This is a genomic window from Bacteroides celer, assembly GCF_002632415.2.
Taxonomy (GTDB): domain Bacteria; phylum Bacteroidota; class Bacteroidia; order Bacteroidales; family Bacteroidaceae; genus Bacteroides.
This window is the reverse complement of the sequence record NZ_CP178209.1, coordinates 5,017,242-5,040,444: the sequence shown is the minus strand read 5'-3', so window position 1 is coordinate 5,040,444 and position 23,203 is coordinate 5,017,242. Positions and strand designations below refer to the sequence as shown.

Genomic DNA, 23,203 nt, shown 5'->3' with positions numbered 1-23,203 from the left:
AAAAAATAGGCGTGCAGGTATGCGGTTTTGAATAAAAACCGTATATTTGCACGCAATAATTTTTAAACGCATAGCCCTATGTCATTTATTGCTGATAAGATTGTAATGGATGGGTTGACTTACGACGACGTATTGTTGATCCCCGCTTATTCTGAAGTTTTACCGCGCACTGTCGATCTCTCGACTAAGTTTTCAAAAAACATTGAGTTAAAAATTCCTTTTGTGACGGCTGCCATGGATACGGTTACCGAAGCGAAAATGGCTATTGCCATTGCTCGTGAAGGTGGTATCGGTGTGATTCACAAAAATATGTCTATCGAAGAACAGGCAAGACAAGTTGCTATCGTAAAGCGTGCCGAAAATGGTATGATTTATGACCCTGTAACGATCAAAAGAGGTTCTACTGTTCAGGATGCACTGGACATCATGGCGGAATATAAAATCGGTGGTATCCCTGTGGTAGATGATGAAGGTTATTTGGTGGGTATTGTTACCAACAGAGATTTGCGTTTCGAAAGAGACATGGCAAAACATATTGATCTTGTCATGACTCCGAAAGAAAGATTGGTGACTACTAACCAGTCTACTGACTTGGAATCTGCTGCACAGATTCTTCAGAAACATAAGATTGAGAAACTTCCGATTGTCGGAATGGACGGAAAGTTGATCGGTCTTGTCACTTATAAAGATATTACAAAAGCAAAAGATAAACCGATGGCTTGCAAAGATGTCAAAGGTCGTCTGCGTGTAGCTGCCGGTGTAGGTGTTACTGCCGATACGCTGGATCGTATGCAGGCATTGGTGGATGCCGGTGCAGATGCAATCGTGATTGATACAGCTCACGGACACTCTAAGTTTGTGATTGAAAAACTGAAAGAAGCAAAGAAACGCTTCCCGAATATTGATATTGTGGTAGGTAACATTGCTACCGGAGAAGCTGCCAAAGCTTTGGTGGAAGCTGGTGCGGATGCTGTGAAAGTAGGTATCGGTCCGGGTTCTATCTGTACAACTCGTGTGGTTGCCGGTGTAGGTGTTCCACAGTTGTCAGCCGTCTATGATGTAGCAAAAGCGTTGAAGGGTACAGGTATTCCTTTGATTGCCGATGGTGGTTTGCGTTATTCGGGCGACGTGGTGAAAGCATTGGCTGCCGGAGGATATTGCGTAATGATCGGATCATTGGTTGCCGGAACAGAAGAATCTCCGGGTGACACTATTATCTTTAATGGTCGTAAATTCAAATCCTATCGTGGTATGGGTTCATTGGAAGCAATGGAGAACGGTTCGAAAGACCGCTACTTCCAGAGTGGAACTGCTGATGTGAAGAAGCTTGTTCCCGAAGGAATCGCTGCCCGTGTTCCTTATAAAGGTACGCTTTTCGAAGTTGTGTATCAGCTGACTGGCGGTTTGCGTGCAGGTATGGGATACTGTGGCGCTGCTAACATTGAGAAACTTCATGACGCTAAGTTTACCCGCATTACCAATGCAGGTGTAATGGAAAGTCATCCGCACGACGTGACGATTACCAGTGAATCGCCTAACTATAGCCGTCCGGAATAATAGATAGATACGGTGAACTATTAACGGTGAACGGTGAACAGGCTGTATAATCAGCAGGGTGTTCACTGCTCACCGTTTGTTGTTTGAAAAATAAAAATTGATGATGAAAAGAAGCCTGTTGTTGGGATGTATTTCTCTCTTTGTGGTCGCGGTCTTTGCACAGGAAGATCCGGTATTGATGCGTGTTAACGGAAGAGAGATACTCCGTTCGGAATTTGAATATGCATACCGCCGTTATGCGGAACGTTCAAATGCCAGACTTTCGTCCAAAGAGTATGCGGCACTTTTCGCTCAATCGAAGTTGAAAGTGGAAGCAGCCAGGGCTGCCGGACTTGATACGACCTCTGTTTTTCGTAAACAACAGGAGAAATGCCGGACCGAGTTGGTAGAATCTTATCTGATAGACAGGCAAGTGATGGATAGTTGTGCCCGTGCTATCTATCAGAAGATGGGATTGAAAGCACGTAGCGGCAGGGTACAAGTGATGCAGATTTTCAAACGTTTGCCACAGACAATCACTTCCCGGCATTTAGAAGAAGAAAAAACGCGGATGGATTCTATATACCGGATGATACAGAATCAGCCGGATTTGAACTTTAACCGTTTGGTCGAAATATACTCGGATGATAAGCAAAGTAGATGGATCGAATGTCTGGAAACAACGAGCGAGTTTGAGAATGTTGCTTTCTCTCTGGCAAAAGGTATGGCATCGCAGCCCTTTTTCACTCCTGAAGGGATTCATATCTTGAAAGTGATGGATCGGGAGGAAACAGCTGCTTACGAAAATGTCAGTGCCAGGTTAATGGAACGGTTACGGCGCAAGGAGATTTTGGACAAAGGTACAGGTGCGGTGCTCGAACGCTTGAAAAAAGCATGGCAGTATGCTCCCAATCAGGCGGCAATGGAAGAACTGCTGGCGAAAGGCCGTACAGAACAAACCCTGTTTACGATTGACGGACAAGCATACACCGGAACTATGTTCACGCATTTTGCCTCTTCTCATCCTCAAGCTGTCAAACGGCAGTTGGAAGGATTTATAGCTAAGTCATTGCTGGATTATGAAAGCCGGAATATCGATAAAAAGCATCCGGAAATTCTTTATGCCTTGCGGGAATCTGATGAAAACTATTTGGTGGAAGAGATAACACGTCAGAAAATAGATTTGCCCGCAGCTAATGACCGGGCGGGATTGGCTACTTATTTTAAATTTCATTCGTCGGATTATCGGTGGGAGAGCCCCCGGTATAGAGGAGTCGTGCTTCATTGCGTTGATAAAAAGACGGCAAAGCAAGCCAAAAAAATGCTGAAGAAAGTGCCGGAAAAAGAGTGGGCGGACAAGCTTCGGCAAACTTTTAATACATCCGGGGAGGAAAAGATACAAGTTGAACAAGGAATTTTTGCCAACGGAGACAATAAATATATAGATAAACTGGTTTTTAAGAAGGGCTATTTTGATCCTTTGATGTCTTATCCTTTTACTATTGTAGTAGGCGAAAAAATGAAAGGTCCGGATGATTATCGGGAAGTAATTGATCGGGTTCGAAAGGATTATCGAAGCTATCTTGACACGTGCTGGATGCGGGAATTGAGTGAGTCCGGTAAGGTTGAAATAAACCAAGAGGTTTTAAAAACAGTTAATAATAACTGATGTAACCGATTATTCACTATCTTCGTACCTTAAATAAGTAGATTTTAGTTGCCAATGCGAATATTAGTCCTCTTACTGATTACCCTTCTTGGTTGTGGAGCGTGCAAGGAACAGCATGACCACAAAGGAAAGACTCCTTTGGTAGAGGTGGACGGTAACTTTTTATATAAAGAAGATTTGATGTCCGTGCTTCCGGTCGGATTGTCAAAAGATGATAGCATTCTCTTCACCGAGCACTATATTCGTAGTTGGGCGGAAGAGATTTTATTGTATGAGAAAGCTGCGAACAATATCCCCGATAATGTGGATGTAGACAAGCTGGTGGAGAATTATCGGAAAGCGTTGATAATGCATACTTATCAGCAGGAGTTGATTAACCAGAAGTTGACGAATGATATTTCCGAACACGAGATAGCAGAGTATTACGGCAAAAACAAGGAATTGTTTAAACTGGAAAGTCCGTTGATTAAGGGATTGTTTATTAAAGTGCCGTTGACAGCTCCCCAGTTGAACAATGTGCGCAGATGGTATAAGTCGGAAAAACAGGATGCTATCGAGAGCCTGGAAAAATATAGTTTGCAGAATGCGGTGAAATATGAATATTTCTATGATAAATGGGTGTCCGTGACCGATGTCCTGGACATGATTCCGTTGAAAGTAGAGGCACCGGAAGAGTACGTAAACAAACACCGTCAGGTAGAATTGAAAGATACGGCTTATTATTATTTCCTGAATGTGAGCGATTATCGCGGAGTTGGTGAGGAGAAACCGTATGAATTTGCCCGTTCGGAAGTGAAAGACTTACTGGTAAATCAGAAACGGGTGAGCTTTATGGAACAGGTAAAGAACGACTTGTATCAGCAGGCGGTAAGTAAGAAGAAGATTATATATAATTATTAAATACAAAGAATGAAGAAGTTTGTGAACTTTAGATTTGTTGTTACCCTTGTCCTGGCAATATTTGCTAATGTGGCAACCTATGCACAAGATAATGTGGTTGATGAAGTAGTTTGGGTAGTAGGTGACGAAGCTATTTTAAAATCAGATGTAGAAGAGGCCCGTATGGATGCCTTGTATAATGGACGCAGATTCGAAGGCGATCCTTATTGTGTAATTCCTGAAGAGATTGCTGTGCAGAAGTTATTCCTGCATCAGGCAAAGTTGGACAGTATCGAGGTTTCCGAAGCGGAAATCATCCAGCGTGTGGATATGATGACCAATATGTACATCCAGCAGATCGGTTCCAGAGAGAAAATGGAGGAGTATTTCAATAAAACATCCACCCAGATTCGTGAAACTTTGCGTGATAATGCACGTGACGGATTGACGGTTCAGAAGATGCAGCAGAAACTGGCAGGAGATATCAAAGTGACTCCGGCAGAAGTACGCCGTTACTTCAAAGATCTTCCACAGGATAGTATCCCTTACATTCCTACACAGGTGGAAGTGCAGATTATTACTTTGCAACCCAAAATACCCGTTTCGGAAATCGAGGATGTAAAGAGGACACTGCGTGATTATACGGATCGTGTGACAAAAGGAGAAATCGACTTCTCTACATTGGCCCGTTTGTATTCTGAAGATAAGGCTTCTGCCATTAAAGGTGGTGAATGTGGATTTATGGGACGTGGTATGATGGACCCCGCTTATGCGAATGTGGCATTCAGCTTGCAGGACCCGAAGAAAGTTTCCAAAATTGTAGAATCGGAATTTGGTTTCCATATTATCCAGTTGATTGAGAAGCGTGGTGACCGTGTTAATACCCGCCATATCCTGTTGCGTCCGAAAGTCTCGGAAAAAGAACTGACCGAGGCTTGTGCCCGTCTGGATTCTATTGCAGATGATATTCGTGCTAACAAATTCACATTTGATGATGCCGCTGCCGTTATCTCACAAGATAAGGATACCCGCAACAATCACGGTATCATGGTGAACATCAATGAACATTCAGGTATCACTACTTCTAAGTTCCAGATGCAGGATCTTCCTCAAGACGTTGCTAAGGTAGTGGATAAGATGAATGTTGGTGAGATTTCCAAAGCTTTTACAATGATTAATGAGAAAGATGGAAAAGAAGTATGCGCTATCGTGAAATTGAAAACTAAAATCAATGGTCATAAAGCAACCATCGCGGAAGACTATCAGGATCTGAAAGAAATCGTAATGGATAAGCGTCGCGAAGAGGTGTTGCAGAAATGGATTCTGAACAAGCAAAAACACACTTATGTACGCATCAACGAAAACTGGCAGAAGTGTGACTTCAAGTATCCGGGTTGGGTCAAGAATGACTGATATAACCTTGCTTTGACTTTATATGCTGAAAAAGAATAAGAAAAATAAACAACAAGACAGGCATAGATGGCTCCTTATAGGCTTTCTATGCCTGTTTGGTGTATGTCTTGTGGCACAAGTGAGGCCGACGGGACAGAAACCCACGGCAGGGGCTTCGACAAAATCGACTGCGGATACGTCTAAGACGGCTCCCAAAACCAAAACGCCGGCGGGTAATAAGAAACAATCGGACAACAAGAAGCAACCGGAGAATAAAAAGACCAAAGTTTACTTGCTTCATGCTGACGAAGGACAGGCGGATAAGCTGGCACGTCCGGATGTGCAGGTGTTGATTGGTAACGTGAAGTTGCGCCATGACAGTATGTATATGTACTGTGACAGTGCACTGATTTTTGAGAAAACCAACTCCGTAGAAGCCTTCAGCAATGTGCGTATGGAGCAGGGAGACACCTTGTTCATCTATGGTGATTATCTTTATTATGACGGAATGACGCAAATTGCGCAACTTCGTGAAAATGTGAAGATGATTAACCGGAACACGACCCTGCTGACGGACAGCTTGAACTACGACCGTCTCTACGATCTCGGATATTATTTCGAGGGGGGAACTTTGATGGATGAAGAGAATGTACTGACTTCTGACTGGGGCGAATATAGCCCTGCAACAAAACAGTCGGTATTCAACCATGATGTGAAGTTGGTGAACCCTAAGTTTGTGTTGACCTCCGATACATTGAGGTATAATACCGAAAACAAAATAGCAGTGATTCTCGGACCTTCCAATATTGTCAGTGATAATAATCATATCTATTCGGAACGGGGATTCTATAACACATTGACCGAACAAGCGGAATTGTTGGACCGTTCGGTCCTGACCAATCAGGGGAAGAAACTTGTAGGCGACAGTCTGTTCTATGACCGGATAATCGGTTACGGAGAAGCATTCGATAATGTGAAGATGACAGACTCCATCAATAAGAATATGCTGACGGGCGATTATTGTTTCTATAATGAATTGACGGACTCCGCGTTTGCAACAAAACGTGCTGTTGCTATCGATTATTCACAGGGAGACAGTCTTTATATGCATGGGGATACTTTGCAGATGGTGTCCTATAATCTGAATACCGATTCTTTGTACCGGTTGATGAAGGCTTACCATAAAGTACGTATGTATCGTACAGATGTTCAGGGAGTATGTGACTCACTGGTCTATAATTCGAAAGATTCTTGTATGACCATGTATACTGACCCTATTCTTTGGAATGACGGACAGCAACTGCTTGGTGAGCAGATCAAGATTTATATGAATGACAGCACGATTGACTGGGCGCACATTATCAACCAGGCGTTGACAGTGGAGATGAAAGACTCTATTCACTATAATCAAGTGTCCGGCAAGGAGATGAAAGCCTATTTCGTTAATGGAGATATGCGCCATATTGAAGTGATCGGTAATGTGCTGACAGCTTTTTATCCTGAAGAGAAAGACAGTACGATGACCGGATTTAATTGTCTGGAAGGTAGTATGCTGCATCTTTATATGAAGGATAAGAGAATGGAAAAAGGACTTTTTATCGGTAAATCCAACGGAACGATGTATCCGATGGACCAGATACCGCCTGATAAACTGCGTCTTCCCACTTTTGCCTGGTTCGACTATGTCCGTCCGCTAAATAAGGACGATATTTTCAACTGGCGCAGCAAGCGTGCGGGAGAAACATTGAAGCCGACTACCGACCGGCGACCAAAGACAGAAAAGCGAAACTTAATAAATATGAAGTAGTATGGGAATGTTTAACTCAATGAGAAAGCCCAGGGGCTTTAATCATCAATACATTTATGTAGACGAGCGGAAAGAAAAGCTCGCTAAGATGGAGGAGAACGCCAAACGTGACTTGGGGATGCTGCCGGAGAAAGAATTTAATCCGGAAGATATTCGCGGTAAATTCGTCGAAGGTACTACACATTTGAAAAGAAGAAAAGCAAGTGGCCGCAAACCGGTTTCTTTCGGAATTATACTGATAATCATTGCCTTCCTTCTCTATCTGTGGCATTATTTAGCAACAGGAAGCTGGAGTTTTTAATTGTTAATTTACGAAGTATGAGCGATATCATTCATTTGTTACCTGATTCGGTAGCTAACCAGATTGCTGCCGGTGAAGTGATACAACGTCCGGCATCTGTTATCAAGGAGCTAGTGGAGAATGCGATTGATGCAGATGCGCAAAATATACATGTGTTAGTGACTGATGCGGGTAAAACCTGTATTCAGGTGATTGATGATGGAAAAGGAATGTCCGAAACGGATGCCCGTCTCTCTTTTGAGCGGCATGCTACTTCCAAGATACGGGAAGCTGCGGACTTGTTTGCTTTGCGTACCATGGGATTTCGTGGGGAAGCATTGGCATCCATCGCAGCAGTGGCGCAGGTAGAACTGAAGACGCGTCCGGAATCGGAAGAACTGGGAACGAAACTGGTGATTGCGGGTTCTCAAGTGGAGAGCCAGGAGGCTATATCCTGTTCTAAAGGAAGTAACTTCTCTGTAAAGAACCTGTTCTTTAATGTGCCTGCCCGTCGTAAATTTTTAAAGGCTAATTCCACTGAATTGAGCAACATCCTTGCCGAATTTGAGCGTATCGCTTTGGTGCATCCGGAAGTTGCCTTTTCGCTTTATAGTAATGATTCGGAACTGTTCAATCTTCCGGTATCACAGTTACGCCAGCGTATTCTTGCTATTTTCGGTAAGAAGCTCAACCAGCAATTACTGAATATAGACGTGAACACTACCATGGTGAAAATCTCCGGATACGTAGCCAAACCGGAGACTGCCCGTAAGAAAGGAGCCCATCAGTATTTCTTTGTCAACGGACGTTATATGCGCCATCCTTATTTTCATAAGGCAGTCATGGAGGCTTATGAGCAGTTGATTCCCGCCGGTGAACAGATTTCCTATTTTATCTATTTTGATGTAGATCCGGCTAATATTGATGTGAATATTCACCCGACAAAGACCGAGATCAAGTTTGAGAATGAGCAGGCTATCTGGCAGATACTTTCAGCATCCGTTAAGGAATCGTTGGGTAAGTTCAGTGCTATCCCTTCCATTGATTTTGATACGGAGGATATGCCTGATATTCCGGCATTTGAGGAAAAGATATCTTCCGAACCTCCGAAGGTACATTATAATACAGATTATAATCCGTTTAAAGTCTCTGCCGGTGGCGGTGGTGGCGGATCGTATAGTCGTTCGAAAGTAGAATGGGAGGAATTGTACGGAGGGCTGACAAAAGCCAGTAAGATGAATAATCCGCAGCCGGAACCCGAAATGGATTGGGAGGATTCTTCTATTGGAGGCGAACCGGCCTTCGTGGAAGAAAAGATAGAGACGGTGACATCCGCCGCTTCTTCTACTTTGTATGCCAACGAACCGGTGATGGAAAAAGGAAATCAGCATTTGCAGTTTAAAGGGCGGTTTATTTTGACTTCAGTTAAATCGGGTCTGATGCTAATCGATCAACACCGGGCACATATACGGGTGCTTTTTGATCGCTATATGGTACAGATTCAACAGAAACAGGGAGTATCTCAAGGCGTTCTCTTCCCGGAAATATTACAATTACCGGCTTCAGAAGCTGCTGTTCTTCAAAGCATTATGGATGATTTGTCGGCAGTCGGCTTCGATTTGAGCAATCTGGGAGGCGGTAGCTATGCCATCAATGGCATCCCTTCGGGTATTGAAGGACTGAATCCGGTCGAACTGGTGCGTAATATGCTACATACAGCGATGGAAAAAGGGAATGACGTTAAGGAAGAAATCCAAAATATTCTGGCATTAACATTGGCGCGGGCAGCGGCTATTGTCTACGGACAGGTGTTGAGTAATGAAGAAATGGTAAGCCTTGTAGACAACCTTTTTGCCTGTCCCTCACCGAATTACACACCCGATGGGAAAACCGTTTTGACAACCATTAAGGAGGAGGACATCGAAAGATTATTCAAATAAAACAAATAAATTCATCTTTTCCTAAAACCTTTTAGTTCAGTTCGTGTTATTTAAATAGTTCAACAAAGAAAAAGATTTAAATAACCACTTAACTATTAGGTATATGAAAAAGATTCTGATGTTGCTGGCATTTGCCGGCGTTGCGTCTGTCGCTTCTGCGCAGCAGACAATGACTGTAACTGAATACGAAGTGATTCAGGTGCAAGATAAATATCAAGTAATAACTAATCCTTTCTGGAGTAACTGGTTCTTCTCTGTAGGAGGAGGTGCCCAGGTATTGTATGGAAACAATGACCATATCGGTAAGTTCAGAGATCGTGTTGCTCCCACATTTAACGTGTCTGTTGGTAAATGGGTAACTCCGGGATTCGGATTGCGTTTGCAGTACAGCGGATTACAAGCCAAAGGATTTACCACCAGCGAAAATGCTAATTATGTGGTTGGCGGTCCGAGAGAAGATGGTTCTTACAAACAAAGATGGGACTACATGAACTTGCATGGTGATTTGATGATTAACCTGAACGCACTTTTCGGTGGATACAATCCGAACCGTGTATATGAAATTATCCCTTATATTGGTGCCGGTTGGGCTCATGCTTATTCTCGTCCTCACACTAACTCCGCTACTTTCAATGCAGGTATTATCAACCGTTTCCGTTTGTCGAATGCTGTTGACTTAAATCTGGAGTTGAGTGCAACAGGTCTGGAAGGCAAGTTTGACGGAGAACATGGAGGTAAACCCGATTATGATGGTATTTTAGGTGCTACCATCGGGGTGACTTATTATTTCCCGACTCGCGGATTCCAACGTCCGGTTCCACAGATTATCTCTGAACTTGAATTAAACCAGATGCGTAACCAGATGAATGCAATGGCAGCAGCTAATATGCAATTACAACAGCAGTTGGCAAATGCACAACAACCGGTTGAAGTAGAAGATACTGAAGAAGTTGTTATAACAGATACTAATATTGCTCCACGTACTGTATTCTTCAAGATCGGTTCTGATAAATTGTCTCCGCAGGAAGAAATGAACTTGTCATATCTTGCCAGCAAGATAAAAGAATCTCCGAACGCTACATACACAATCAACGGATATGCAGACTCTGCAACAGGTACTCCGGCTTTCAACCAGAAGTTGAGTTTGGAACGTGCACAAGTTGTTAAAGACCTGCTCGTTAAGAAGTATGGCATCTCTGCCGATAGATTGAAAGTTGCAGCCGGTGGTGGTGTTGACAAATTCGGTCAACCGATTCTGAACCGTGTAGTATTGGTCGAATCAGCACAGTAATCATATAATTTCAGTATTCGGCGATTCTTTGTGATCGCCTGCTGAAAGAGAGAAGGCGGCTGAAAGCGAATCCTGAAATAAGGTATTTTCGCTTTCAGCTGCCTTTTCTTTTCTTATTTTAGGACCATTAATACTTGCCTGGGCTTTTGATTATGAGTTTGAGGTATATGGAAGCGCTTACACTGATTATAAATGTAGGTTGTTTTACCTTGAAGAAGCATAGCTTTAGGGAACGTAAAGCATTGCTTTTGCCTACCTAAAGCTACGCTTTAGAGGGGGAATAAGAGGTACTCCACACTTCCCCTGCAAATAGCTATTTTTTCAATCCCCCTTCACCTTTCTTCTGAACTCTCGATGAATAAACTGTTTGCGGGTGAAGGGAGGGCTTTTCATTACCGTATTCATCACATTACATATGTAAGCGTCTCCGCGATTCTATCTTGTCGGCCTTTTTTCATTCTTATATTTTTGCTATGTATAAAAATGAAGCATTATGGATTTAGCAGAAAATCGATTTGGAAAAACTTGGAAACATTTCCTTGAAGTATTGAAAGTAGACTACAATTGTTCTTTAGCCGATGTTTGCCGCGATCAGCATACCACTTTTGGTGGTATGAGTTCCTGGATGTCCAGACGGGGCTATAGCGTTAAACAAGCCAAGGCAGATGTGGTCCGTGATTATTATGGCGGCGTTGAACCCTCCCAACCGACAACTTCCTCTCCTTCATTCACTCAAATAGCACCCGCCATGTTGTCGGAAGAAGAGTTTAGTCTTGCCGGGATCACAATCACCTTTAACAGTGGAACCACCATTTCGGTCAAACGGGCCACACCCGGTGGTGTGATTAAAATGTTGCGCGATTACGAAAGAACGGAGGGAGATCTATGTATTCTCTAACATCAGCCAATCGCTACTATCTGTACCAGGGCTTTGTTCGTATGAACCTTGGTATTGACGGTTTATTCAAAATTATACGATTGGAAATGAAGGACTTGTCTCCCGTTTCTGGAGATATCTTTTTATTCTTTGGTAAAAACCGACAAAGTGTAAAAATACTGCGTTGGGATGGCGATGGCTTTCTTCTGTACTACAAGCGCCTCGAAGGTGGAAGTTTTGAGTTACCGACATTTAACCCCAATACAGGTAATTACGAGATTTCTTATCAGGTTTTGTCTTTTATCTTAAATGGAGTGTCATTAAAGTCTGTACGGTTGAGAAAACGTTTTAGGATCTAATACAAAATTCTGACTATTAGTTATTTGTGCTAAAGATATCATCCGGTTTATTTGGCTAATTTGTTGATTTTTTATATCTTTATGCCATGAAAAAGGATGAGATCATAGAGTTATTGAAGGAACAAATCAAGGGATTACGAAATGACAACAACAGACTCTTGGACCAAATAGATGCTTTGATAAAGGAGGTTTCTTCCCTTAAAGAGGCACTCCTTCAAAAAGGCGAATCTCTTAGCAAGCAACAGCGCCTTACTAAGGGACTCGCCAAACTTGTATCCAACACATCCGAACAGCAACAGGCTCCCCAATCTGCCATATCCGAAGAAGAGCGGCAGAAGATAGAAGCGGAAAAAGCAGATAAGCGTAAAGCAAGAAAGAACAATGGGGCCAAACGTGACATGCATTATGAGATGGAGGAAGAAGAACATGTCGTTTATCCCGATGATCCCGATTTTGACATCAATAAGGCCCGGTTGTTTACCACTGTTCCCAGAATATGCGTCCGCTATGAATGTGTACCCATGCGCTTCATCAAACATGTCTACAAGATACACACCTATACGCAAGAAGGTCGCCTGTTTGAGGGAAAAACACCGGCTTCGGCCTTCTTGAATTCCAGCTATGACGGTTCATTTATTGCCGGATTGATGGAATTACGTTATATACAATCGCTACCTGTTGAAAGAATCATCAACTACTTCGAGGGGCATGGCTTTACGCTGAAGAAACCTACGGCTCATAAGTTGATAGAAAAAGCCTCAAGCCTCTTCGAAAATCTTTATAAGTGCATCCGGCAGACAGCTTTGAGTGATCCTTATAAGGCAGCCGATGAAACCTATTACAAAATACTCGTCCCGGAAAAGAACAGCAAGGGAAAAAGAGTCAGGAAGGGATACCTTTGGGTGGTTGTCGGCATAAACACCAGGATGATATACCTGCTCTATGATGACGGCTCCCGGTCTGAAAGAGTTATTCTTAACGAATTAGGCGGTTGCAAAGGTATTATACAAAGCGATGGCTACTCACCTTACCGGAAGCTTGAAAGCGATGCTTATCCCAATATCACACGCATCCCGTGCTTGCAACATATAAAACGGAAATTTATAGATTGCGGTGAGAAGGACCCGGATGCAAAAAGAATCGTGGAGCTGATAAACGCACTTTATCAAAACGAGCATAAGCATAAAGTTGGGGTTGAGGGATAGACGGTAGAACAGAATCTTATGCATCGAAAAAAGTATGCGCCGGACATACTCGGAGAAATAAAAGATATGCTTGATGAAATAGAAGAACGGGGGGATTTATTACCTAAGAGCGAACTGCAGGAAGCCATTACCTATCTTCGCAATGAGTGGAATGCAGTGGTGGACATCTTTAATTATGGTGACACTTATCTGGACAACAATATGGTTGGTGTGTCACGAGGGCATTATAACATGATGCTATTGGCTGGTATCATGGAAATTTTGTCTGCAACTATCAAAGAGATGAGGGTAGGTCCCTCGCAATCGGTTTACAGGAACAGGTTGCAAACCATCACAAGCTGCGTTTTGAGCAATCAAAAAGTGGTGAACGTTGTGTGTAATAAGTCAGAAGATATGGTAAGGTATGTATAATGGAGTTGAATGTAAATGAACCGTTGATGAAGCATCGTTATTGTTATCAGATTACATCAGAAATAGGGCTTCGGCTACGCTCTATGATAAGAAGGGAGGTTACCTGTTTACTGTCCCTTTGGTGTACGGTGTGTAGGCGGCAAGACCATTATATAGGCTCTTTGATGGAACGTGAGAAGCAGATTGAGAATGTCAAGAGAAAATGCCAAAGACGCATGACACGTAAGGCAGAAAGTATCAAAGTCTCAATTTGTGGCGGATTTCTCCGTAGTAGTGTTGAAGTTCTTGTAATGAGAAGGGAGCGAAGGGGGAAACGTATTCAGCGGACTGTATTGTGCAACTTGATAAACTAAGGAGGACACAATGCAAGAAGCAAAACCATTTCAAATAGACAAAAGAATAATCTTTGAATCCTTTAAGAAAGTAAAGTTTAATAGAGGTAGTTCAGGCATTGATGGTATAGAGATGACCACTTATGAGCAAAACCTAGGTTCCAACCTTTATCGTCTATGGAATCGCATGAGCTCCGGCAGTTATATGCCTAAAGCAGTAAAACTTGTAGAAATACCGAAATCAAATGGTGGTAAAAGACCTTTAGGGATTCCCACTATTGAAGACCGTATTGCACAAATGGCTGTTGTTAATGTAATTGAGCCTCTCATCGAACCCTGTTTTCATGAAGATTCATTTGGTTATCGTCCGCATCGCTCTGCTCATGATGCCATAGCCAAGGCAGAAAGACGGTGTTGGAAGTATGCATGGGTTTTAGATATAGATATATCCAAATTCTTTGATACAATCGACCATGGCTTATTAATGAAAGCGGTGGAGAAGCATATCAATATAAAATGGATACTTCTCTATATAAAACGTTGGTTGACTGTCCCTTATCAGAGAAGTGATGGAGAAATTGTAAAGAGGGACATGGGAGTACCGCAGGGTTCAGTCATAGGTCCAATTTTAGCAAACCTGTTCCTACACTATACCTTTGATAAATGGATGTCTTATAAATATCCTCACATACCTTTTGAGAGATATGCTGATGATTGTGTTTGTCATTGCAGTACATTGGCTCAAGCTGAATACATAAAGGAAAGGCTTGGAGAACGCTTTACTGAATGTAAATTGAAATTTAATGAGGAAAAGACAAAAATAGTATTCTGTAAAATGAGCAGTCGTTCATCAAAGCACTATCATTGTACTTCTTTTGATTATTTAGGCTTTACTTTTAGATCAAGAGCAGCAAAAGATAAACGCAACAACGTCTTATTCACAAGTTATTTGCCTGCTATAAGCAAGAAATCGGTAAGCAGAATACATGAAACAATAAAATCATGGAATCTCAAACGTCTCCATAATCGAAGTCTACGATTTGTGGCAGCATATATTAATGATGTCGTAAGAGGATGGATAAACTATTATGAGAAATTTGGTAAAACAGAATTTTGGAAAGTTATGTGCCATCTGAATCGCTCTATTGCTTATTGGGCAAAGACGAAATATAAAAGACTTCGTCGTCGAGGTGTCATATCTGCTCATTATTGGTTAGCCTATATAGCTCAGAAAGAACCCAATCTGTTTTATCATTGGCAAGTAGGATATGTACCCTATGCACGTCAAAAGAAATGATTTGAATGCGAAGAGCCGTATGAAGGGAGACTTTCACGTACGGTTCCGAGAGAGGCTGAGGGTGAAATTCCCTTGGTCTACTCGACAACGGATGAACCGGTACATATCCTTATCAAGAAAAAACTCATTGTTCTTCGGCAGCCATAAGGGGGCCGAACGAGGCGCCATACTCTATACGATAGCACTCACTTGTAGGATGCATAAAGTGAATTTATTTGAGTATCTCACGGATGTGATAAACAGAACAGCCGAATGGCAACCGAACACACCAATTGAAAAATACAGGGAACTGCTTCCTGACAGATGGGAAAAGGCTAATGACTAAAAAGGGATCATTAGCCTTTTTATTTTAATACACTATATAGAATCGCGGAGACGCTTACTTACATATCGAAAAAATGTCATTACAGTGCTTTCTAAAATCATTGCATTAATTGTGGCAAACACTGCAATGTTTTTTTTAATCATCCCAATGAAAAAAATAATCTATTAGCATATTTGTTTTTGCTATTAGCATCTTCCTTTTAGCTATAATGATATTCTGATTAGCTATAATGAAATTACATACAAAGCAAAGTGAAAGGGCTTGAATCTCTGTTAATTCACTCTTGATTTGAATCATTCTTACTGGAATAATCGCTCTGTGTAGCAATATTTTATATATTTGTGATATGGAACTCAAATCTAAAATATTATGGACGATATAAATACCGTATACGCACTATTCGTTTTAATTATGTTTTTTGTTTTATTGAGTAGGCTGGATAATCGTTTTGGGAAGATAGAAAGAGAACTGAACGAGATAAAAAAACGGATGGATGATTATCTCAAAGTTCAGCAAAGAGGGGTTACTGAAAAGGTAAAGCCTGAAGGAGAAGCATTGAAAAAGGAAAACGAAGATATCTCTGCATCACCTCAAATAATAGAAAAAACTTCGACACTAGAGACTAAACAGCAAAAAGAAACTGTACCGGAAAAACAGAAGCCGGTTGTTGAAACAGTTATCCGTGAGGCACTGGAAGGAACACGTGAAAAGACGGTTGAAACAGAACTGGAAGATGTTTGTGTTGAGGCTGTTCCGAAACAAAAGAAACAAGTGAACTATGAGAAGTTCATCGGTGAGAATCTCTTCGGAAAGATCGGTATCCTAATATTCGTCATCGGTGTAGGCTTCTTTGTGAAGTATGCTATTGATAAGAATTGGATCAATGAGACTTTCCGTACCGTACTTGGTTTCCTGACGGGAGCTGTATTACTGGCCGTTGCCGAACGGTTGCAAAAGAAGTATCGTACATTTAGCTCGTTGCTTGCGGGTGGTGCTTTTGCTGTATTCTATCTTACGGTTGCCATTGCATTCCATTATTATCATATCTTCTCGCAGACTATGGCGTTTATCATTCTGATAGGCGTCACTGTATTTATGTCTGTTTTGTCTGTGGTATACAATCGGCGCGAACTGGCCATCATTTCACTTGTCGGAGGATTTCTTGCACCTTTCATCGTAAGCAGTGGAGAGGGAAGTTATCTGGTACTGTTCACTTATGTAAGTATCCTGAATCTCGGTATGTTCGGACTTTCCATTTATAAGAAGTGGGGTGAGCTTCCGATGATCTCATTTGTCTTTACCTGGCTGATAATGGGAATCTTTCTTTTATTTAGCTATACCTCCAGTTCTACAGTTATTTCGGAGCACTTGTTTTTGTTTACCACTCTGTTTTATTTTATCTTTCTACTTCCGGTGTTCTCTATTCTTCGTGGGGAAGATATGCGAACAATGAGTCGGGGGCTGGTATTCGTCATTATAACGAATAACTTTATTTATCTGCTTTCGGGAGCTTTGTTCTTGCGGAATATGGGATGGTCTTTCAAAGCAAGCGGTTTGTTGAGCCTGTTCATTGCTCTTGTTAATTTAGGACTGGTGCTTTGGTTATGGAAGAGCCGGAAAGACTATAAATTCCTGGTGTATACCACTCTGGGGCTTGTGTTGACATTTGTCTCTATTACCGTTCCGATTCAGTTGGATGGAAACTATATAACATTAGTTTGGGCGTCAGAAATGGTGTTATTATTATGGCTTTATATCAAGTCGAGAATCCGGGTATATGAATATGCGGCAAAGATACTGGTGGGACTCACCTTTATTTCTTACCTGATGGATATATATAATGTAGTAATGCATGAGCATCATGCTGTCAGCACTATTTTCCTGAACAGTTCATTTGCCACCTCTTTGTTTGTAGGGCTGGCTATGGGAGCATTTGCTCTGTTGATGGGGTATTATAGACCATTCTTCTCTACAGCCCGTCAACTGAAATATGGTTTCTGGAATCCTTTCATGCTTTTTGTCTCTGTAGCCATACTTTATTATACATTTATGATGGAGTTTCACCTGCATTTTGAGGGAGCTACGAGGAGCGGAGCAATGTTCTTGTTTACTGCCATTGCCATTTCGAGTGTTTGTTATGCTTTTAGAAAACGATTCCCGATCACCCAATGTCTGACTTTCTATATGTTAGCTATTGGGATAAATACGCTTGTATATATCATAAATATATGGGGAGATCAATGGGAGAACATGGCTTTTGTGCCTGTTGTACTACGATGGTTCACGGCAGCATTTGTAATAGCGAATATATGCTATGTGGCACGCCAATACTATCTATTAATCGGCATCAAGAGTCGTTTCACTATTTATCTCAATATTCTGGTCACTCTTCTTTGGGTGACAATGGTACGCTCTTTCCTCTGGCAGGTAGGAGTGGATGATTTCAGTGCCGGACTTTCGCTTTCATTAAGTATTGCCGGATTTGTTCAGATGGGACTAGGGATGCGTTTGCATCAGAAAGTCATGCGCATGATAAGCCTTTCGACTTTTGGAATCGTTCTGCTTAAACTTGTATTTGATGATTTGTGGGCAATGCCTACTATCGGTAAGATCATTGTATTCATCATTCTCGGACTGATATTACTGATACTTTCATTCCTTTATCAGAAATTAAAGGATGTATTATTCAAGAATGATGAAGATGAAGTTAGCTAAATCTTAAATTATATATTATAATAAAGGCTGCCATTCTTTCTTAGAGTAGGCAGCCTTTACTTTATATGATACGTTTTTATGCAAACTTCCTTATTCCTGTGAGAAACGTTTTACCTGTTCCTCGATTAACTCCTTGTCATCGAAATAATTAATCTTCATTGCTTTTTTCACATCTGCCAAAGTCTCGGCAGCAGCAGCTCTGGCTACTTCGCATCCTTGCTGAAGCATGTCATAGATAGCCGGAATATCTTTGCTGAACTCTTTACGACGATTACGAATCGGTTCGAGTATTTCTTGCATAATAGAATTCAGGAAACGTTTCACTTTTACGTCGCCCAGTCCACCGCGTTGATAATGTGCTTTCAATTCTGCCAGATTCGGATAATCCGGTAAGTAGCGTTCGAAATGTTCGGGGAGGCAGAAGGCGTCAAGGTAAGTGAATACGGTGTTACCTTCAATCTTTCCCGGGTCTTGTACACGGAGATGTCCCGGATCGGTATACATACTCATGATCTTCTTCTGGATTTCTTCCGGTTCTTCCGAAAGGTAGATACAGTTTCCGAGTGATTTACTCATTTTAGCTTTACCGTCAGTTCCCGGAAGACGCAGGCAGGCTGCATTGTCCGGCAACAGGATTTCCGGTTCTACCAATGTCTCACCATATATATAGTTGAAACGGCGAACGATTTCACGAGCCTGTTCAAGCATTGGTTCCTGGTCTTCACCCACAGGGACAGTTGTTGCACGGAATGCTGTGATGTCCGCTGCCTGGCTGATAGGATAAGTGAAGAAACCTACAGGAATACTTGCTTCAAAGTTGCGCATCTGGATTTCCGATTTCACAGTCGGGTTACGTTGCAGGCGAGATACGCTTACAAGGTCCATATAATAGAAACTAAGCTCGCATAATTCCGGAATTTGCGACTGTATGAAGATGGTAGCTTTAGACGGATCTATGCCACAAGCCAGATAGTCAAGGGCTACTTCAATTACATTCTGACGCACCTTCTCCGGATTGTCTATATTGTCTGTCAATGCCTGCGAATCGGCAATGAAGATAAACATCTTGCTATAATCACCTGCATTTTGCAGGTCAACTCTGCGTTTCAACGAGCCTACATAGTGACCGATATGAAGTCTTCCGGTAGGACGGTCGCCCGTCAATATGATTTTTTCTTTTCCCATATTTTATTACCTTATTATATAATGGCGACAAAGATAAGGATAAAAACTGAAAGATACATCAAAATGTAGTTACTTCATGATTTGTGCTTACTATGATAAAAAAGTATTCATTAAAAAGCTAACGGAAAAAACAACCGTTTCATTGACGCGGTAAACTATTTCAGTAAAAAATGAACGTTTCTTTTTGTCATTTGCAAAATATGTCGTTACTTTGCACAAATTTTGATATTAACAATGAATCAACAGGAAATCAGAAGTAAGTATTATCTACATTCGGATGTTTTGCACCCGGAAACGGCAGACTTCTTCTCTTTTCTCCAAAAACGATATTTTAGTTCTTTGGTAATGCGTTAATCCTTTTTTGAGGGTAACGCATTTTTTTTATGGACGAACTTAGAAATAACAACTTATTATAACAACAAAAGAAATGGAAAAGGAAATCAAGAAAGTTCTCGTTTTGGGTTCTGGAGCACTCAAAATCGGACAAGCCGGAGAGTTCGACTACTCTGGTTCACAAGCACTGAAAGCTTTGAAAGAAGAAGGTATCAGCTCAGTATTGGTAAACCCGAACATCGCAACCATTCAGACTTCTGAAGGTATTGCCGATAAAGTGTATTTCCTTCCCGTAAATACTTATTTTGTAGAAGAAATTATCAAGAAAGAACGTCCTGATGGTATCTTGCTGGCATTCGGCGGACAGACTGCGTTGAACTGCGGTGCGGAACTCTACACACAGGGTATTCTTGATAAATACGGAGTAAAGGTGCTTGGTACATCGGTAGAAGCTATCATGTATACAGAAGACCGTGATTTGTTCGTGAAGAAACTGAACGAAATCGAGATGAAGACTCCGGTTAGCCAGGCAGTAGAAAACATGGAAGATGCCATTGCTGCTGCACGCAGAATCGGTTATCCTGTCATGGTACGTTCTGCTTATGCATTGGGTGGTCTTGGTAGCGGTATCTGTGCCGACGAAGAAGAATTCCTGAAATTGGCTGAAAGCTCCTTTGCTTTCTCTAAACAGATTCTGGTAGAAGAATCGTTGAAAGGCTGGAAAGAAATCGAATTTGAAGTGATCCGTGACGCTAACGACCATTGCTTCACAGTAGCCAGCATGGAAAACTTTGACCCGCTGGGTATCCATACCGGTGAGTCAATCGTAGTGGCTCCTACCTGTTCACTGGATGATAAAGAATTGACTCTGTTGAAAGAACTTTCTACTAAATGTATCCGTCACCTCGGTATCGTGGGTGAGTGTAACATTCAGTATGCTTTCAACTCTGATACGGACGACTACCGTGTGATTGAAGTAAATGCCCGTTTGAGCCGTTCTTCTGCATTGGCGTCTAAAGCTACCGGTTATCCGTTGGCATTCGTTGCTGCTAAAGTAGCGCTTGGCTATACACTCGACCAGATTGGTGAGATGGGGACTCCGAATTCTGCATATTCAGCTCCTGAACTTGACTATTACATCTGTAAGATTCCTCGTTGGGACTTGACTAAGTTTGCCGGTGTATCTCGTGAAATCGGTTCAAGCATGAAGTCGGTAGGTGAAATCATGTCTATCGGCCGTTCTTTCGAAGAAATCATCCAGAAAGGTCTTCGTATGATTGGTCAGGGTATGCACGGTTTCGTAGGTAACGACGAACTGCACTTTGACGATTTGGATAAAGAACTTTCCCGTCCGACTGACTTGCGTATCTTCTCTATCGCACAGGCCATGGAAGAAGGTTATACTATCGAACGTATCCACGACCTGACTAAGATCGATCCCTGGTTCCTTGGCAAACTGAAAAATATCGTAGACTACAAAGCTAAATTGTCTGCTTATAATAAGGTAGAAGATATTCCGGCTGACGTGATGCGTGAAGCGAAAGTATTAGGTTTCTCTGACTTCCAGATTGCTCGTTTCGTACTGAATCCAACCGGAAACATGGAGAAAGAAAACCTGGCAGTGCGTGCTCATCGTAAGGCTCTGGGTATTCTTCCGGCTGTAAAACGTATCAATACCATCGCTTCCGAACATCCGGAACTGACTAACTACCTGTATATGACTTATGCAGTAGAAGGTTATGATGTAAACTATTATAAGAATGAAAAATCAGTAGTGGTACTGGGCTCGGGTGCTTACCGTATCGGTAGCTCGGTTGAATTTGACTGGTGTTCGGTAAATGCCGTTCAGACAGCCCGCAAATTGGGTTACAAATCTATCATGATTAACTACAACCCTGAAACAGTTTCTACTGACTATGATATGTGCGACCGTCTGTACTTCGACGAGCTTTCGTTCGAACGTGTACTCGACGTAATCGATCTGGAACAACCTCGCGGTGTGATTGTCTCTGTAGGTGGACAGATTCCGAACAACCTGGCTATGAAACTTTACCGCCAGTCGGTTCCTGTATTGGGTACTTCTCCGATCTCTATCGACCGTGCTGAAAACCGTAACAAGTTCTCTGCTATGCTCGACCAACTGGGTATCGACCAGCCGGCATGGATGGAACTTACCAGTCTCGAAGAGGTGAAAGGATTCGTAGAAAAAGTAGGCTATCCGGTATTGGTTCGTCCTTCTTACGTTCTTTCGGGAGCTGCTATGAATGTTTGCTACGATGACGAAGAATTGGAAAACTTCCTGAAGATGGCTGCCGAAGTTTCTAAAGAATACCCGGTAGTTGTTTCTCAATTCCTTGAAAATACAAAAGAAATTGAATTTGATGCTGTTGCCCAGAATGGTGAAGTGGTGGAATACGCAATTTCTGAACATGTGGAATTTGCCGGTGTTCACTCCGGTGACGCTACACTGGTATTCCCGGCACAGAAGATTTACTTTGCAACGGCACGCCGTATCAAGAAAATCAGCCGTCAGATTGCTAAAGAACTTAATATCTCCGGTCCGTTCAATATCCAGTTCCTGGCTCGTAACAACGAAGTGAAAGTAATCGAATGTAACTTGCGTGCTTCTCGTAGTTTCCCGTTTGTTTCTAAAGTACTGAAACGTAACTTCATCGAAACAGCTACCCGCATCATGTTGGATGCTCCGTACTCACGTCCGGATAAATCTGCATTTGATATCGACTGGATTGGTGTAAAAGCATCTCAGTTCTCTTTCTCTCGTCTGCACAAGGCTGACCCGGTATTGGGTGTGGATATGTCTTCTACAGGTGAAGTTGGATGTATCGGTGATGATTTCTCTGAAGCATTGCTGAATGCAATGATTGCTACCGGATTCAAGATTCCTGAAAGAGCAGTTATGTTCTCTTCCGGTGCTATGAAGTCGAAAGTGGATTTGCTGGATGCCAGCCGTATGCTGTTTGCTAAGGGATATCAGATTTATGCTACTGCCGGAACTGCTGCATTCCTGAATGCTCATGGAGTAGACGCGACTCCGGTTTACTGGCCGGATGAGAAACCAGGTGCAGAGAATAATGTAATGAAGATGATCGCTGACCATAAGTTTGACCTGATCGTAAACATTCCGAAGAATCATAGCAAACGTGAATTAACGAATGGCTATCGTATCCGTCGTGGTGCAATCGATCACAACATTCCATTGATTACAAATGCTCGTCTGGCAAGTGCCTTTATCGAAGCATTCTGTGAATTGAAATTGGGTGATATTCAGATCAAGAGCTGGCAGGAATATAAATAAACTGCTTTAGCTGTTTATCAAAATAAAAAGAACTCCCTCTTTGGAATGCCAAAG

Annotated in this window: 15 protein-coding genes and 2 pseudogenes; 16 read left to right on the top strand and 1 reads right to left on the bottom strand. The window is 42.1% G+C overall.

Translation table 11 applies throughout. From position 1 onward, the window contains the following. Positions 1-78: 78 nt before the first annotated feature. The 15 genes and pseudogenes from guaB (at position 79) to CJF29_RS20380 (ending at position 18,315) form a co-directional block, all read left to right on the top strand. Entirely contained in the window at positions 79-1,557 is a 1,479-nt protein-coding gene (gene guaB / locus CJF29_RS20450) for an IMP dehydrogenase (RefSeq protein WP_074559966.1), read from the top strand. Positions 1,558-1,660: 103 nt separating this feature from the next. Then, a complete protein-coding gene (locus CJF29_RS20445) occupies positions 1,661-3,205 on the top strand; it encodes a peptidylprolyl isomerase (protein WP_081352748.1) in 1,545 nt (514 codons plus the stop codon). 54 nt (positions 3,206-3,259) lie between these two features. Further along, a complete protein-coding gene (locus CJF29_RS20440; protein ID WP_004324661.1) occupies positions 3,260-4,105 on the top strand; it encodes a hypothetical protein in 846 nt (281 codons plus the stop codon). 9 nt (positions 4,106-4,114) lie between these two features. Continuing rightward, positions 4,115-5,497, top strand: a complete 1,383-nt coding sequence (locus tag CJF29_RS20435) for a peptidylprolyl isomerase (protein ID WP_004297172.1) — start codon at positions 4,115-4,117, stop codon at positions 5,495-5,497. Between the two features lie 22 nt (positions 5,498-5,519). Continuing rightward, entirely contained in the window at positions 5,520-7,283 is a 1,764-nt protein-coding gene (locus CJF29_RS20430) for an OstA-like protein (RefSeq protein WP_004297173.1), read from the top strand. Position 7,284: 1 nt separating this feature from the next. After that, positions 7,285-7,584, top strand: coding sequence for a hypothetical protein (locus CJF29_RS20425; RefSeq protein ID WP_004297174.1), 300 nt, complete (start codon positions 7,285-7,287; stop codon positions 7,582-7,584). A 17-nt stretch (positions 7,585-7,601) separates the two neighbouring features. Then, positions 7,602-9,503 (top strand): DNA mismatch repair endonuclease MutL, encoded by a 1,902-nt coding sequence (gene mutL, locus CJF29_RS20420; RefSeq protein ID WP_074559962.1) that lies wholly within the window; start codon positions 7,602-7,604, stop codon positions 9,501-9,503. 103 nt (positions 9,504-9,606) lie between these two features. Next, on the top strand, positions 9,607-10,794 hold the full coding sequence (locus CJF29_RS20415; RefSeq protein ID WP_008776673.1) for an OmpA family protein: 1,188 nt from the start codon (positions 9,607-9,609) through the stop codon (positions 10,792-10,794). A gap of 493 nt (positions 10,795-11,287) precedes the next feature. Continuing rightward, positions 11,288-11,692 carry a hypothetical protein gene (locus CJF29_RS20410; protein WP_032845207.1) on the top strand — a complete coding sequence of 135 codons (405 nt, stop codon included), beginning with the start codon at positions 11,288-11,290 and terminating at the stop codon, positions 11,690-11,692. Then, on the top strand, positions 11,680-12,030 hold the full coding sequence (tnpB, locus tag CJF29_RS20405) for an IS66 family insertion sequence element accessory protein TnpB (RefSeq protein WP_004295958.1): 351 nt from the start codon (positions 11,680-11,682) through the stop codon (positions 12,028-12,030). The genes CJF29_RS20410 and tnpB overlap by 13 nt, the downstream gene beginning before the upstream one ends. An 86-nt stretch (positions 12,031-12,116) precedes the next feature. Continuing rightward, positions 12,117-13,442 (top strand): annotated as a pseudogene (locus CJF29_RS20400) (IS66 family transposase); the annotation flags it as partial. A 203-nt stretch (positions 13,443-13,645) separates the two neighbouring features. Beyond that, a complete protein-coding gene (locus CJF29_RS20395; RefSeq protein ID WP_195402226.1) occupies positions 13,646-13,999 on the top strand; it encodes a hypothetical protein in 354 nt (117 codons plus the stop codon). 10 nt (positions 14,000-14,009) lie between these two features. Then, entirely contained in the window at positions 14,010-15,275 is a 1,266-nt protein-coding gene (ltrA, locus tag CJF29_RS20390) for a group II intron reverse transcriptase/maturase (protein WP_099147667.1), read from the top strand. A gap of 85 nt (positions 15,276-15,360) precedes the next feature. Next, a pseudogene (locus tag CJF29_RS20385) lies at positions 15,361-15,600 on the top strand (transposase domain-containing protein); the annotation flags it as partial. Positions 15,601-15,969: 369 nt separating this feature from the next. Beyond that, positions 15,970-18,315: a DUF2339 domain-containing protein gene (locus tag CJF29_RS20380; RefSeq protein WP_099146038.1), complete on the top strand. Its 2,346-nt coding sequence runs from the start codon at positions 15,970-15,972 to the stop codon at positions 18,313-18,315. 90 nt (positions 18,316-18,405) lie between these two features. On the opposite strand, the gene trpS is transcribed toward CJF29_RS20380, so the two are convergent. Further along, positions 18,406-19,500, bottom strand: a complete 1,095-nt coding sequence (trpS, locus tag CJF29_RS20375; RefSeq protein ID WP_004297181.1) for a tryptophan--tRNA ligase — start codon at positions 19,498-19,500, stop codon at positions 18,406-18,408. Positions 19,501-19,927: 427 nt separating this feature from the next. Between trpS and carB the strand changes: the two genes are divergently transcribed. After that, a complete protein-coding gene (gene carB / locus CJF29_RS20370; protein WP_009000244.1) occupies positions 19,928-23,149 on the top strand; it encodes a carbamoyl-phosphate synthase (glutamine-hydrolyzing) large subunit in 3,222 nt (1,073 codons plus the stop codon). The last annotated feature ends 54 nt before the right edge of the window (positions 23,150-23,203 follow it).